The sequence below is a fragment of the Lysobacter sp. Soil_C_59 genome, from assembly GCF_057656415.1.
Window position 1 is genome coordinate 362721 of the sequence record NZ_JBDGKK010000003.1, and the last position, 13823, is coordinate 376543.

Here is a 13823-nt window from a genome sequence, read left to right on the forward strand (position 1 = left end):
GCCCATCCTGCGCCGTCTGGCGCGAAGGGTCTGGCCATGTTCACCTGGGTCATCGCCGCGACGCTGGCACTTGCCGCACCGGCGCCCACCGTCGCCGACGCAACGCCGCCGGCGCAGATCATGGCTCTGCCCGCGGAACTGCAATCGCGCTATCAAGCCGAAGTCCTGAGCGGCCACCCCTCGCAGCACGCGCGACTGGAACGCACCGTCGAATTCCTGTTCGGCGAGCAGGGCCTGGGCATGACCTACAGGGAAAGTGCGACCTCCACCGTCGCCGAGGCCTATGCCACTCGTGAGGCGAACTGCCTGACCTTCACCCTGTTGTTCCTCGCACTGGCCCACGAAGCCGGACTCGATGCGACTCCGCAGGAGATGGTTCAGACACTCTCCTGGCGCCAGGCGGAAGGCACGCTCTACAGAAGCAACCACGTGAACGCAGTCGTGCGGATTGCCGGACGCCAGTACAGCGTCGACGTTGCCCGCGATGCAGTGATGGGCCGCTTTCCTCCACGGCCAATAAGCCGGGCACGCTTGTACGGCCACTTCTACAACAACCTTGGCATCGCCGCGATGGAGCGCGGGGACCTGATCGTCGCCAAGCGCGACATCGACCAGGCCATCGCACTCGACCCCGGATACGCCAACCACTGGAGCAACGCCGGCGTGATCGCGGTGCGCAACGGTGAAACCGAGGAGGCGGAACGCTACTACGTCAAAGCCTTGTCGCTCGACCCGGACAACACCAACGCGCTGTTCAACCTGGCCGGCCTGGCCCACCGCCGTGGCGATGCCAAGCGTGAAGCGGAGTACCGGCGACGGCTCGCCCGTATCCAGGAGAAGGACCCGTTCCACCACTTCCTGCTGGCGGTGAACCATGAGCGTGCCGGCGAGTACCCGCTGGCGATACGCCATTACCGCAAGGCGATCCGCCTGTACGGCGACGAGCCCCGCTTCCACCTAGCATTGGCGCGCGCCTATGTGGGCGCCGGCGATACCCGGCGTGCCGCCAAGGCCCTGGCCCGCGCGCAGGCCCTCAGTGACGGCGACACCCGTGCCGCCAACCGATCCAGGCTCGACGACCTGCGGCAGCTCGACAGCCTGCGGCAGTAGTCATGCCGGCGTCCTGGGCCGCGCGCGCGTCCCTTTCTCCAGGTCCTTTGCGTTTGCCTTGTCTGACGGGGACTCGCGGGGAAGACAATGGTGCACGACCTGGCATGGATGAAAAACAAGCTTGTCCGCATCGCCTCTGAGAGCGCGGAACTACCCGGTCTGCGCACCCTGGCCAAGCCCCTCTACCGGCGCATGTTCAGCCGTCCCTATCGTGGCGGCAACGCCTACTTCGGCGCCTTCGATACGCGCGCCCAGGCCTTGGCCGCCGCACCTGCGCTGCCCACCACCTACGACCAGCCCTCCGCCGGCGGCATGTACCTCGATCGCCACGACGCCATCCGCGTCAGCGACTACCCCGTGGTGCACTGGCTGGCGCGACTGCTGGCCGAAGGCCGGCACCGCATCTTCGACCTCGGTGGCCACATCGGCGTGAGCTACTACGGCTTCCGGCGCTACCTGACCTACCCGCAGACGCTGCAGTGGTGCGTCCACGACGTACCGGCCGTGATCGACGCCGGCCGCGCGTGGGCGGAGCAGTACGACCCGGAACGCCTGCTCCGTTTTGCCGACGCGCCCGACGCCGCCGATGGTCACGATGTGCTGATCAGCAGCGGCGCGCTGCAGTACCTGGATTACACGCTGCCAGAACTGCTGTCGCGTCTGGAAAACCCGCCACCGCACGTGCTCGTGAACCTCACGCCGCTGCATCCCAGGCAGGGTTACATCACCTTGCAGAACATCGGCAAGGCGGTGCTGCCGTACCGGGTGATGGCCAAGCCCGAACTGATCGAGGCGATGGCCAAGCTGGGCTATGTCGTCACCGATCAGTGGCAATCGCGGGAGCGCCACCTGAAGGTGCCGTTCGAACCGGGCTGCACGATCGACCACTACAGCGGGTTCTATTTCAAGCGGACGTGAGAAGTCCCGCTGCTGCGGTCAGTCCAGGATCCAGGTCAATCCCAGCCGCACGCCCCACTCGGGTTCTTCGGTTGGACCGTCGATCCAGTAGCGGAAACCCGCATCGAAGGCGAAAGCGTTGCCAGCCCGTCGCGCGTACAACGTCAACGGTCCCTTGATGCGGTCGCGCTGCCAATCGTAGGCCGCATCGACCTGCACGCCCACGCTCCAGTCGTCTGACAGGTCACGCGCGACGAAAGGCGCCAGCAGGGTGTAGTCGCCATCGGAGTCGTCATCGGGATCGTCATCGGAATCCCCGCCGAACGCCTGCAGATGCTGCACCTGGGCACCCCAGCTCCAGCGTCGGCCAACCCACGTCGCCGCCAACGCCGGTCCCAATGCCCATGCGTCTTTGCCCAAGGCGTTGTCGCTGGCGGTCGGCGCGCGCAGCACGGCTCCGAATCCCCAATGAAGACCCTCATCGCGCGCCACCGACGCAGGCACGTAGTAGAGCGTCTGCAGCAGGTCACCTATACCGGTCTGGATGCGATCGTCCGGATCGACGCCTTCCAGACGGACCAGCGGCAGCAATGTCCGCGACACCCAGCGTCCGCCGCCCTGGCCGAACGAAAACACCGGCTCGATGGCAAGCGTCTGCCGTTTGCCCTCGTCGAAGCCACCGATCTGCGTGTCCCAGTCCAGGCGCAGGGGCAGATGATCGCGTGTGGTCAGCGGATCGATGAGCTGGCGACCCGGCGGCGCAGCGGAATCGTTGGCATGCGCCAGCAATGGCGTGCCCGGGTACAGCACCGCGCCAGCGAGCAGGAACCCAAGGAGTCGGCACATGGCGATGCTCTCTTCGGATGGCTTGCGCGTGCATAGTGCGCCCAGGACGTCGGCAGTGTCGATTTGCGCTGTCGGATCGAGTTGTCGAATTGGGCCCCGCTCATTCGTCGCACAATCAACACCCTGCCCCAGGAGCCCGTTCGATGCCTCTCCAGCTCTACGCCCACCCGTTCTCGTCATATTGCCAGAAGGTCCTGACCGCGCTTTACGAGAACGGCACGCCCTTCGAGTTCCGCCTGCTCGACGATCCGGAAGGTCCGGCGATGCGCGAGCTGGCGCAGATCTGGCCGATGCGTCGCTTCCCCGTGCTGGTCGACGGCGACCGCTCCGTCATCGAAGCCAGCTGCATCATCGAACACCTTGCGCTCTACCATCCCGGCCCCGTGAAGTTGATCCCCGACGATCCGCGCGAAGCGCTGGAAGTGCGGACGATGGACCGCTTCTTCGACAACTACGTCTCCACGCCGCAGCAGAAGATCGTCTTCGACGCGATCCGCCAGCCGCAGGATCGCGACCCATACGGCGTTGCCGAAGCCCGCGCCATGCTCGAAACCTCCTACGCGTGGCTGGAGGAAAAGATGCAGGGCCGGCAATGGGCCGCAGGCGAGCACTTCACCCTGGCCGACTGCGGTGCGGCGCCGTTCCTGTTCTATGCCGACTGGACGCATGCGATCGGCGATGCGTTCCCGACGGTGCATGCCTACCGTCGACGCCTGCTGGCGCGGCCGTCGTTCGCGCGCGCAGTCGATGAAGCCCGGCCTTATCGCTCCTTCTTCCCGTTGGGTGCGCCCGACCGCGACTGAGGTCACGCCGATGGCGGCGACGCCATGCTGCAATGCCCAGTGACACTCAGAACGGGAAGAACATGGCAGTCATCGTCGTCGCAGTGGCAATCGTCCTGCTCGTCGGCCCGCTGGTGCTGGCATCGACGGGCCTGTTGAAGTCTTCGCGTGAGGCGGCGGCGTCTGCACCGGTTCCCGCCTGGGACCGGTCACTCACCGTCGCCTCGGCGTTGCTCTACACCCTCGCCTTCAACCTCACCTTCTTCATCCAGGAACTGTTCCTGGTGCTGCCCAAGGCACTGACGCCCGGGCTGGAACCAACGCTGTTCCACAACAACCATAAATGGGTCGGCCAGAGCCCGCTGGCGAGCCTGTTCCAGGGAACCGGAGCGCTGGCGACCGTCCTGGCCGCGTTGATCTGCATCGCCCTGCTGCGGCATGCGCGCGGAATGACATTGCGTCTGTTCCTGGTGTGGATGGCTTATTGCGGCTTGTTCATGGCGCTGCCGCAGGTTGTCATCGGCGCACTCAGTTCCGGCAGCGACGTTGGCATGGCGATGGACTATCTGCAGATGGGCCAGGCGGCGAGAACAGCCTCCGCGCTGGTCGCGCTGGTCGCAATGCCGCTGGCGGCGATGTGGCTCGCGCGGCCGCTGCTCGCCATGGCGCAGGAGCCAACGCAAATCGCCACACCGCGCTCACGCACGCGCTTCATGTTCCAGGTGGCAACGCTGCCGGTGATCGTGGGCACGGCGCTGATCATCCCCTTCCGCGTGCCGCGCGAAGCACTTGAGGTCGTGCTGCTGCCCGTGCTGGTGGCGTGGATCGGCGTGGTCTGGATGCAGGCCAGTGCATGGCGCCTGCAAGGGATCGAGGCGCGCGGCACCGGCGCAGGAACGGCGCGCTGGCTGCTGTTGGCCGTCGTCGCCTTGCTGCTCGTTTTCCAGCTGCTGCTGCGGCCCGGGATCGAGTTCTTCTGAGGCTCAGACCGGCGGGACCGTACGCTCTTCCCGCACCACGACCGTTCCATCGGGGCGAACATCGCGATACACCACCGTTTCCGCCGCCCGCGGCGGCAGCCGCGACTGCGCGAGCAGGTCGATGTTCTGCTGCTCGATCACTTCCAGGCTGCGGGCGATGCGGCGCAGCAGGCCCTTGATGCCGAACACCGCGAACGGCACCAGGATCCACAGCACCGACAGGATCAGGGCGAAAATGAACACGCAAGTCCACAGGAAGGTACTGCCGGTGTAGGCGGCATTGGTAATGGCGCTGGGTTCCATGGCTCGGCTCCAATGGGTCTGGATGAATGCGCAGTCTTGGAAGCCCGGCGTGATCCCCGCGTGGAGTGCATGAACGCTCACCCCTGCCCGGCGCCTAAGTCCCTACACTACGCACCCGTCCCGCCTGGCCGTCCCGTGTCCGAACCTGTCCGCCTCTCCCGCCGCGTCGCCGAATTGACCGGCTGTTCGCGCGCCGACGCCGAAAGCTACATCGAGGGCGGCTGGGTGCTGGTCAACGGCGTGGTGATCGAAGCGCCACAGCACATGGTGTCGGGCGAGCACGTGGAGCTGGACCCGGACGCGGTCCTGGAGCCACCGCAACCGGCCACGATCCTGTTTCACAAGCCTGTTGGCGTGGACGCGATCAGCGGTCGCACGGAAGCCGTCGGGCTGGTCACGCCGGCCACGCGCTGGGCCGACGATCCGAGCGGCGTGCGCCTGCTGCAGCGGCACTTCATCCGCCTGACGCCACTGGTGCCGCTCGACCGCGACGCCAGTGGCCTGATGGTGCTGAGCCAGGACGGCCGCGTGTGGCGGCGCCTGACCGAGGACGCCGACCAGATCGAGCAGGAGTACGTGGTCGAGGTGTCCGGCGAGATCGCGCCCTACGGGCTGCATCGTTTAAACAATGGCGGCCTGCGTTTCCAGGGCCGCGAACTGGCACCGTGCAAGGTCAGCTGGCAGAACGAGATCCGCCTGCGCTTCGCGATCAAGGCCGTGCGGCCCGGGCAGCTGCAGGACATGTGCGCGCAGGTGGGGCTCGATGTCGTGGCGATCCGCCGCATCCGCATCGGCAAGATCCCGCTGGCGAAGATGCCGGTGGGCGAATGGCGCTACCTGCCGGTCGGCGAGAAGTTCTAGCCCTCACCGTCATCCCCGCAGCACCGTCATCCCCGCAGCACCGCATCCCCCAGCACCGTCATCCCCCCAGCACCGTCATCCCCGCAGCACCGTCATCCCCCCAGCACCGTCATCCCCCCAGCACCGTCATCCCGGCGAACGCCGGGATCCAGGCCCGTACCCTTTCCAGCCAAAAGCAACGTCCCTGGATTCCCGCCTTCGCGGGAATGACGTGATGAAACTGACACCTTGTCGGCAATGACGTGACGGAACTGACGCCTTGTCGGCCTGGATCCCGGCATTCGCCGGGATGGCGGCATGTCAGCCGCCGCGCACGCGCAGCGTCAAGCCCTTGAGGAAGTTGCGCAGCATCTGGTCGCCGCACAGGCGGAAGTTCTTGTGCGTGCTCTGCCGGAACAGCGCCGTCAGCTCCGGTTTGGACACCGGGAAACCGGCCGCAGCAAACGTCTCATGCATGTCCGTGTCCTTCATCTCGAAGGCCACGCGCAGCTTCTTGAGCACCACGTTGTTGGTCACCCGCTTCTCGACCGGGCGCGGCGGAAGGCTCTCGTCACGTCCGCGCTGGTAGATCACCAGCCCGTCGAGGAAGTGCGCCAGCACCTTGCCGCTGCACTCCACGTACTCCGGATCGTCCTCGCGGCGCAGGAACGCCAGCACGTCGGCCTTCTCGATCGGGAAATCCGGATCGGCCAGCTTGGTGATCTCCACGACCTTGATGTCGCTCAGGTCGAGCATGTAGCGGATGCTGCGCAGTACGTCGTTGTTGATCATTCTCGTGCCCTCAGTCGGCCAGCGCCGCGGCTTCGCGGCCCTGCTGGCGGATCAGCGCCTCGTCGCGGGCCTCGTTGATCGCGTCGCGGACGCTGTCGAGGTCGACGCGGCGCTCGTCATGCGTGAACTTGCCGGTGAGTGCCGAATCGGTGTGCAAGTCACCGGCCTCGAACAGCGCCCACATCTCCTCGCCGTACCAGGTGTCGAACAACTCCGGCGCCCAGCGCCCCAGGTAGGCGGTGAGGTTGTTGACGTCGCGCAGCAGCATCTGCCGCGCGGCATTGTTGCCCGCGGCACTGACCACCTGCGGGAAGTCGATCACCACCGGGCCCTCCGGTCCGACCAGCACGTTGTACGGCGACAGGTCGCCGTGGATCAGGCCGCAGCACAGCATCAGCACGACCTGGCGCACCAGCACCGCGTGGAACTCGCGCGCCTGCTCCGGGCTCAGCTCGACCTCGCCCAGTCGCGGTGCCGAGAACCCTTCCGCATCGGTGACCAGCTCCATCACCAGCACGCCATGGAAGTAGCCGTGCGGCTCGGGCACGCGCACGCCGGCCTCGCGCAACTGGTACAGCGCGTCGACCTCGGTGTTCTTCCAGGCGGTTTCCTGCTGCTTGCGGCCGTACTTGCTGGCCTTGCCGATCGCGCGCGCCTCGCGGCTGCTACGCACCTTGCGTCCTTCCTGGTACTGCACGCGCTGCTGGAAGCTGCGCTGTGCCATGTCCTTGTAGACCTTCGCGCAGCGCACGTCGTCGCCACTGCGGACCACGAACACCGCCGCTTCCTTGCCGCTCTTGAGCGGACGCAGGACCTCGTCGATAACGCCGTCGTCAATGAGCGCCTGCAGCGCGGTGGGGGTCTTCATGGAATCCGTGGAGTGGCCGCAGGTGGGGGCGCGGCGCGATGGGGCGGCATTCTCGCATGCGCGAGGGCCCGGGGCGCCCTCCGGCCGCTCCGCGCGTCGCCCCGTTCATCCGCCACGACGGCTCCGCCTCGCCCCTGTGCCCGGCAGCCCTCTCCCAGGCCCTCCTGGTGCGCGACCGCCTACTCCGGCAGCATCACCCCGGAACCGCCCAGCTCGGACGGAAAGTCCTGCAGCTTCGGCAGCCCGTCCTTCATCGGCAGCACGGTCTCGCCGTAGTTCACGTGCACTGTCGGCAAAAAAGCCAGGGTCGGGATGGTTGCGGCGTAGACGTCGGTCAGGTCGAACGACGGGTGGTGGGTCATCAGGTGGCCGCCACAGCGCGTGCAGAATTGGCGATCGCTGACCGGCGTCCTGGCGTAGTGGCCGATCAGCTCGGCGCCACGGGTGACTTTGACGTTGCCCGGCTTCCACAGGCTGAACGCGTTGACCGGCCCGGCCGACCAGCTGCGGCAGGACGCGCAGTGGCAGTAGCCCATCGCCTCCGGCGCCCCGCTCACCTCGAGGCCGACCGCTCCGCAAAAGCAGGTTCCGCTGTATGTGTCGCTCATTGGCCTCGCTCCCGTGGGACTGGTACTCCCCGGCCAACGTGCTGCGTTCGCCTGCACGGACAGCCGGGGCGCCCACGTGCCGGGTTCGCGCCCCGGCCCTTGCCGCATGCGCTGCGGGCTACTTGCCGCCGCCCTGCCCTGACACCGTGACCGCGGGTGCGGCTACGACCGGCGCCGCCTTGGCCTTTGCCTCGGCATCGGCAATGGCCGGCGTACTGCCCAGGTTCTGCTGCAGGAAGCCGGCGATGCCAGTCCAGGCGATGTCGATGGCGACGCGATCGGAGAATCCGTGGCCCATGTCCGGGAACGCCAGCAACACCGGCGGATGCTGCTCGAGGTTGAACATGCGCACCAGGCGACGGGTGTGCTCGAAGTCCACGCGTTCGTCCTCGCGGCCGTGCAGCAGCATCACCGGCAGCGTCAGTTCGCGGAAGTGGTACAGCGGTGAGGTGGCCTGCATCTCGGCCATGTCGGTGCGCGGATCGCCCATGATGCGTTCCAGCATCGGCCGTACCTTTGCCGAACGCGCGCCATCGCTGGCGGTGAAGAACAACGCGCGGTCGCTCAGCCCCGACAGCGAGATCGCGCAGCGGAAGCGGCCCGGCCAGCGCACGGCCGAGACCATCGCCGAGTAGCCGCCGTAGCTGGCACCCAGCGTGCACATGCGCGACTCGTCCAGCGGATACGCCGCGACCGCGGCACGGATCGCCGCGTCGATGTCGTCTTCGATCAGGCGACCGTAGTTGCGGTGCCCGGCCTCGCGGAAGGCCTTGCCGTAGCCATCGGAGCCGCGGTAATTCACCTGCAGCACCGCATAGCCCTGGGCGGCGACGAACTGCACTTCGCGATTGAACGTCAGGCGATCGCTGACGCCGATCGGGCCGCCGTGCGGGAACACCACCAGCGGGCGCTTGCCGCTGCCCGGCGGAAGCGTCAGGAAGGCTTCGACCTGCAGGCCGTCGCTGCTTTTGACGTTGAGCACGTGCGCCGGCGCGAACGTCAGCTCGCTCAGCTGCGGCGCCACCGCCTCCAGCAGCGAAGCACGCTTGTGCGCCATGTCGAGGTGATAGAGCTCCGGCGGATGGTCGGTCGCGTCCACCCACAGGATCAGCTGCTGGTTGTCGCGGTTTCGGTTCAGTACCGCGACGTTGCGCCCAGGGAACGCCGCCTGCAGGGTCTTGTCGAGGTTGCGATTGGCCTCGTCGAAGTACTCGGTGACCAGGCGACCGGACTGGTAGTAGCGCACCGCCACCGGCTCGCGCTTCTCGTTGAAGACCGCGCTGCGGATATCCACGCCGGGCTTGCTGAAGACCGTGCGCGAGACCTTGCGCGTGGCAGGATCGAACGCCACCAGGTCGCGCTGCCCACGCTCGTCATCGGTATAGCCATAGATCGTGTTGCCGTCGAACGACAGGCCGGCGGGCGTGAAGCCGCCATCGGCCTGGGAACGCAGCACTTCCTGGTAAGTGCCGTTGCCACCGTGCACCAGCGTGGCGGTGTCGTCACGGATGACCACGGCCGCGCGCAACTGGCCCCTGCCGTCGGTAAACCACGCCACGTCCTTGCTGACGCCGACATTGAGGCGGTCGCGACTCTTGGCGGTGCGGAAGCCGGAGATTTCCCGGTCGCCGGCCAGCTCGACCCGGTGCACGACCAGCTCGCCGCGGCTGTCATAGCCCTCCATCAGGACGAAGTCCGGCTCACCCGGCAGCAGGTCGACGATGTTGCCCGTGCCGCCGATGGGCAGGCGCTTGAAGCTGCGCTTGCCGTTGCTGCTGGCCCCCACGCGGAACACGGTGTAGCTGGTTTCGTCTTCGCCGGTGCCGGCGATCAAGGTGCGGCTGTCCTTCCACACCAGTTCGTCGGCCTCGAAGGTCGACGTGGTCAGGCGCTGCACGACGCCCTCGGTCAGGTCGATCAGGTTGACACCCCACTTGCCGTCATCGTCGTAAACCGACTCGGCCAGCAGGTCACCGACCGGATTGAGGGCGACTTCGCTCACGCGGTTCGGCTTCCACATCACCTCGGCCGGAATCGGCACGGCGATGGGCTTGGGCGGTTCGCGGCCACCATTGAGCTTGTCGGACGGCGTGGTATTGCCGGCGCGCGCGGTGCGGTAGAACTCGGGGAAAGGATCCGGGTACAGGCCGGAGTATTCGAACTTCATGCGCGGGTACAGCGCGGCGTGTTCCTTCTCCAGCCAGTCGATGATCGGCAACGAGCGGTTGGCGATATGGAACCGCGTCGACGACCAGCTCATGGGACGCAGGATCAGGTCGCCCGGGTAGACGATCTTGCCGGGGGTGACCTTGAACCGGTATTCGTCGGAGGTGAGGGTGTAGCGCATTCGCCAGCGCCAGCTCCCCAGGTCCATCTCTGCCCAGCGGTACTCGCCGGCCTTGGCGGCATACAGGCTGACATTGCGACCGAGGCCGATGTAGTTGAGCACCGCGACGACGCCATCGTTGTCGCGCACGCGCACGGCCAGGATCGGCGCGCTGGCATCGACCGACAGCACCACCAGGCCTTCATCGGCGGCCAGCTTCGGATCCTCGCCCGGATCGATCTTGCGCATCGCGGCGCAGTCCAGCGCCAGCAGCAACAGCGCCAAAGCGAGCAGCGCCCGCCATTTACCGATCAGTCCGTGGCGGCGCCCGCCAGACATGCCCTGCTGCATGCGACATCCCCCTGTTGCACTGCTCCGGGCCAAGGGCCCGTCCCCGGCCGGAGGATAGCGCGGGGATTGAGTCGCCGACAGCAGGTTCCGGCACAGATCCACCGGAAGGAGCCCTTTACCCCGCCGGATGCGCCAGGGCGTAGTCGATCGCCGCGCACACTGCCGCCGCCTGTGCGGCATTGCACTGTTCCGGTGTGGCCCGCGGGCTGTCGGGGTAGACCTCGGTGGTGGTCTTGTAGCGCGCGTCGGTGACGCCCGCGCACAGGCCGAGCTTGCGCAGCGGGTATTCGATGACGCCGTGCGCGACCACGGTCGAACCGATGATCTCGCCCTTGTCGTCGGCCGGCGCAATGTGGGTGACCTTCTCCACCGCCGCGATCACCGCCTGCTGGAAGCCCGGCTGCGGGTGCTCGCTGTCGTCGACCAGATAGAAGCCGTCGGGGATCTCGCCCGGCTCGAACGGCTTGCCATCGCGCGCCGACAATGCCGGACGGAACTCGGTCTCGTCGCTGTCGGTGGTTTCGTGCAGGTCGATATGCACCAGCACGCTTTCGCGCACAGGCGCAACCAGTTGCATCAGCGCGGCCGATTCGTGCGCCGGGCTGTCGTCGCGGAACGAACGATTTGGGTCGATGGCGTTCGCATTCCAGCGGTGGATGCGCTCGTAAGCCCAGGGGCTGATGCAGGGCGCGACCAGCAGATTGACCTTGCTCGCGTAATGGGCGGCATGCAGGTCAACGAACTCCAGCGCACCGTGCACGCCACTGGTTTCGTAGCCGTGCACGCCACCGGTGACGAGCACGGTTGGCAGCTCCCCGTTCCAGTTGCGGCTCTTGATCGCGAGCAGCGGGTAGCTGTCAGCGCCGTAGTTCAGCTCGCCGTACTGCACCACGTCGAAACGCGAACCCAGGCCTTCGATCTTGCCGCGCACTTCGGCGTCGAAGCTGCGATGGCGCACCTGTCGCGACAACCATTCGCCCCGCTCCGCGTCGCCCCAGGGTTGCCCGGGAGTGCCGATGGGATAGAAGGCCTGGACAGTCATGCGCGGCTCGCTGGAGTAATCACAAATGGGGCCGCAACTTTAACACCGCTCCGACATGGGCCCGCCCGCAAACCTCGCATTCCAGACCTCACACCCCCTTTACCCCCCAAGGGAGCTAATGACGCGCCGCTCCCGATTGGGGCCCTTCCGGGCCCCGGACCCGGCCGATCGGGCTCCCGACGCGGGCCCTGCGGAACCGGCGGCATTCAAGGCAAGGACGGTGATTTGGCGTCAGCCGCAATCCAACTCAAAGGGAATGTCCATGAACACCAGCAAGCCACAAAGAATGATGCTCGCCACCGCCCTGGTGACCATCCTTGCCGCCACCTCGGCGTTCGCCGCCGACGGCGACAAGAGCAAGATCAAGGGCCTGATCACCGCCGTCGACGGCAACACCCTCACCGTCAAGGACGGCAACAACGCCGTGCAGACCATCACCGTCTCGCCCGACACCAAGTTGAAGAAGACCAAAGGCCTGACCGGCGTGATCCATTCCAAGGTCGAACCCGGCGCGCTGATCCCCGGCCTGCCGATCAATGCCGACGTCGTCGCCTCTGGCAGCGGCTTCAACGCCACCGAGATCTCGTTCAAGTCCGAAGACTTCAAGACCGCGCAGCAGGTGGAGGCCGGCGTGGCCCCGACCAGCGCCCTGGCCAACGCCAACGCGCAGCGCATCGACGACTTCGGCACGTACGAGGCCCTCGCCACCGCCGAAGTGTTGTTCGCATCCGGCAGCTCGAAGATCTCGGCGAAAGGCAAGGCAGACCTCGATGCCCTGGCCGCCAAGGCCAAGGAGACCAAGAACTACCAAATCGTGATGCAGGGCTTCACCGACTCGACCGGCAACCCGGAAGCGAACCAGCGCCTGAGCACCGCGCGCGGCGCCGCAGTCGCCAACTACCTGCGTCAGCAGGGAGGCCTGCAGCCCGGACGCGTCCGCGCGCCGGCCGGCATGGGCGTTGCAGCGGATGCAGGCTCGGGCAGCAATGCAAACGCGCGCAAGGTCGATGTGAAGCTGGTGGTCGACAAGGGCGTACAAGGCGGCACCAAGTAGTCGCCATTCAGCGCTTCGATGAACTGGGAACCGCCCGCCTGACAGCGGGCGGTTTTCTTTTATTGCTCGCAGTCATGCGCGGTTCGCGCCGTTTAGATTTCTGCAACCGAACTTATGCGCCGGGTTTACGGCCATCGCGGCCTAATGGTGGGCGATGCATGTTCGAGCATCGTCATTCCCAGGAGCATGAGAGATGGCAACCACCAACCCCACTCCGCGCGGCTACCACAGCATCACGCCTTCGGTAGTGGTGAACGACGCCGCCAAGGCGCTCGAGTTCTACCACAACGCTTTCGACGCCAAAGAAACCTATCGCCTGCCGATGAACGGCAAGATCGGCCACGCCGAACTGCAGATCGGCGACTCCCGCCTGATGCTCTCGGACGAATGGCCCGAATGGGACGCCCTCGGCCCGAAGACGCGCGGCGGCGCGACTGGCAGCTTCATGATCTATGTGCCTGATGCCGATGCCGCTGTCGAGAAAGCGGTGAAGGCCGGCGCCAAGGTGATCCAGCCGGTCGAGAATCAATTCTGGGGGGACCGTGTCGGCACGGTCGAAGATCCGTTTGGCCACAAGTGGATGCTGGGCACCCACGTCGAGGACATCAGCGACGACGAGATGAAACGTCGCGGCGAAGAGTGGGTGAAGCAGCACGCGAAGCAATAACCCCGATCAAGCCAAAGCCCCTCTCCCCTTTGCGGGAGTGGGGTTGGGGAGAGGGAATCAAGCAGCAATGCGCTCGATCTTCGCCAAAACCTTGCCCAGCGCACGATGGGCTTCTTCGAGATCGAAGTCAGCCTGCAGTCCCAACCAGAACCGCTCACTGGTGCCCAGCGCGGCGGCCAGGCGCACGGCAGTATCCGCGGTCACGCTGCGCTTCCCGAGCACGATCTCATTGATGCGACGCGGTGGTACACCAGCTGCGCGCGCGAGGGCGTTCTGGCTTATTCCCAGCGGAACAAGGAACTCCTCAAGGAGGACTTCACCGGGGTGAACGTTGGCCAGGGTCTTCATGGAAGAAAC

General features: G+C 66.4%; 15 protein-coding genes. 7 read left to right on the forward strand and 8 right to left on the reverse strand.

Annotated elements, in window-relative coordinates; translation table 11 throughout:
• Window positions 1–36 precede the first annotated feature (36 nt).
• Together AC3A3Q_RS08415 and AC3A3Q_RS08420 are read left to right on the forward strand one after the other, a co-directional pair.
• Complete coding sequence (locus AC3A3Q_RS08415) at window positions 37–1110, forward strand: tetratricopeptide repeat protein (protein WP_487585814.1); 1074 nt, start codon at window positions 37–39, stop codon at window positions 1108–1110.
• 108 nt (window positions 1111–1218) lie between these two features.
• Complete coding sequence (locus AC3A3Q_RS08420) at window positions 1219–2028, forward strand: methyltransferase, TIGR04325 family (protein WP_487585815.1); 810 nt, start codon at window positions 1219–1221, stop codon at window positions 2026–2028.
• Between the two features lie 18 nt (window positions 2029–2046).
• Here the strand turns inward: AC3A3Q_RS08420 and AC3A3Q_RS08425 are convergent, their stop codons facing one another.
• A complete protein-coding gene (locus AC3A3Q_RS08425; RefSeq protein ID WP_487585816.1) occupies window positions 2047–2853 on the reverse strand; it encodes a hypothetical protein in 807 nt (268 codons plus the stop codon).
• Window positions 2854–2996: 143 nt separating this feature from the next.
• On the opposite strand from AC3A3Q_RS08425, the gene AC3A3Q_RS08430 reads away from it, so the two are divergent.
• Together AC3A3Q_RS08430 and AC3A3Q_RS08435 are read left to right on the forward strand one after the other, a co-directional pair.
• Complete coding sequence (locus AC3A3Q_RS08430; protein ID WP_487585817.1) at window positions 2997–3656, forward strand: glutathione S-transferase family protein; 660 nt, start codon at window positions 2997–2999, stop codon at window positions 3654–3656.
• Between the two features lie 32 nt (window positions 3657–3688).
• Window positions 3689–4615: a hypothetical protein gene (locus AC3A3Q_RS08435; RefSeq protein ID WP_487585818.1), complete on the forward strand. Its 927-nt coding sequence runs from the start codon at window positions 3689–3691 to the stop codon at window positions 4613–4615.
• A gap of 3 nt (window positions 4616–4618) precedes the next feature.
• On the opposite strand, the gene AC3A3Q_RS08440 is transcribed toward AC3A3Q_RS08435, so the two are convergent.
• Window positions 4619–4918 (reverse strand): hypothetical protein, encoded by a 300-nt coding sequence (locus AC3A3Q_RS08440; RefSeq protein WP_487585819.1) that lies wholly within the window; start codon window positions 4916–4918, stop codon window positions 4619–4621.
• A gap of 135 nt (window positions 4919–5053) precedes the next feature.
• Here AC3A3Q_RS08440 and AC3A3Q_RS08445 point away from each other — a divergent pair, with 135 nt between their 5' ends.
• The gene (locus tag AC3A3Q_RS08445; RefSeq protein WP_487585820.1) at window positions 5054–5779 is read left to right on the forward strand and encodes an rRNA pseudouridine synthase; all 726 of its coding nucleotides are present in this window, start codon (window positions 5054–5056) and stop codon (window positions 5777–5779) included.
• 300 nt (window positions 5780–6079) lie between these two features.
• On the opposite strand, the gene AC3A3Q_RS08450 is transcribed toward AC3A3Q_RS08445, so the two are convergent.
• The 5 genes from AC3A3Q_RS08450 to AC3A3Q_RS08470 all read right to left on the reverse strand — a co-directional run bounded on the left by AC3A3Q_RS08450 (window position 6080) and on the right by AC3A3Q_RS08470 (window position 11745).
• Window positions 6080–6550, reverse strand: a complete 471-nt coding sequence (locus AC3A3Q_RS08450; RefSeq protein WP_487585821.1) for a YehS family protein — start codon at window positions 6548–6550, stop codon at window positions 6080–6082.
• Window positions 6551–6560: 10 nt separating this feature from the next.
• Window positions 6561–7418 (reverse strand): PA4780 family RIO1-like protein kinase, encoded by an 858-nt coding sequence (locus AC3A3Q_RS08455; protein WP_487585822.1) that lies wholly within the window; start codon window positions 7416–7418, stop codon window positions 6561–6563.
• 179 nt (window positions 7419–7597) lie between these two features.
• A complete protein-coding gene (locus tag AC3A3Q_RS08460; RefSeq protein ID WP_487585823.1) occupies window positions 7598–8026 on the reverse strand; it encodes a GFA family protein in 429 nt (142 codons plus the stop codon).
• A gap of 118 nt (window positions 8027–8144) precedes the next feature.
• Window positions 8145–10703, reverse strand: coding sequence for an alpha/beta hydrolase family protein (locus AC3A3Q_RS08465; RefSeq protein WP_487585824.1), 2559 nt, complete (start codon window positions 10701–10703; stop codon window positions 8145–8147).
• 115 nt (window positions 10704–10818) lie between these two features.
• Complete coding sequence (locus AC3A3Q_RS08470) at window positions 10819–11745, reverse strand: M14 family metallopeptidase (RefSeq protein ID WP_487585825.1); 927 nt, start codon at window positions 11743–11745, stop codon at window positions 10819–10821.
• A 262-nt stretch (window positions 11746–12007) separates the two neighbouring features.
• Between AC3A3Q_RS08470 and AC3A3Q_RS08475 the strand changes: the two genes are divergently transcribed.
• Window positions 12008–12799: an OmpA family protein gene (locus tag AC3A3Q_RS08475; RefSeq protein WP_487585826.1), complete on the forward strand. Its 792-nt coding sequence runs from the start codon at window positions 12008–12010 to the stop codon at window positions 12797–12799.
• A gap of 193 nt (window positions 12800–12992) precedes the next feature.
• The gene (locus AC3A3Q_RS08480) at window positions 12993–13466 is read left to right on the forward strand and encodes a VOC family protein (protein WP_487585827.1); all 474 of its coding nucleotides are present in this window, start codon (window positions 12993–12995) and stop codon (window positions 13464–13466) included.
• 57 nt (window positions 13467–13523) lie between these two features.
• Here AC3A3Q_RS08480 and AC3A3Q_RS08485 read toward each other — a convergent pair whose 3' ends face one another.
• Window positions 13524–13814: a HigA family addiction module antitoxin gene (locus AC3A3Q_RS08485; protein ID WP_487585828.1), complete on the reverse strand. Its 291-nt coding sequence runs from the start codon at window positions 13812–13814 to the stop codon at window positions 13524–13526.
• Window positions 13815–13823: the final 9 nt, after the last annotated feature.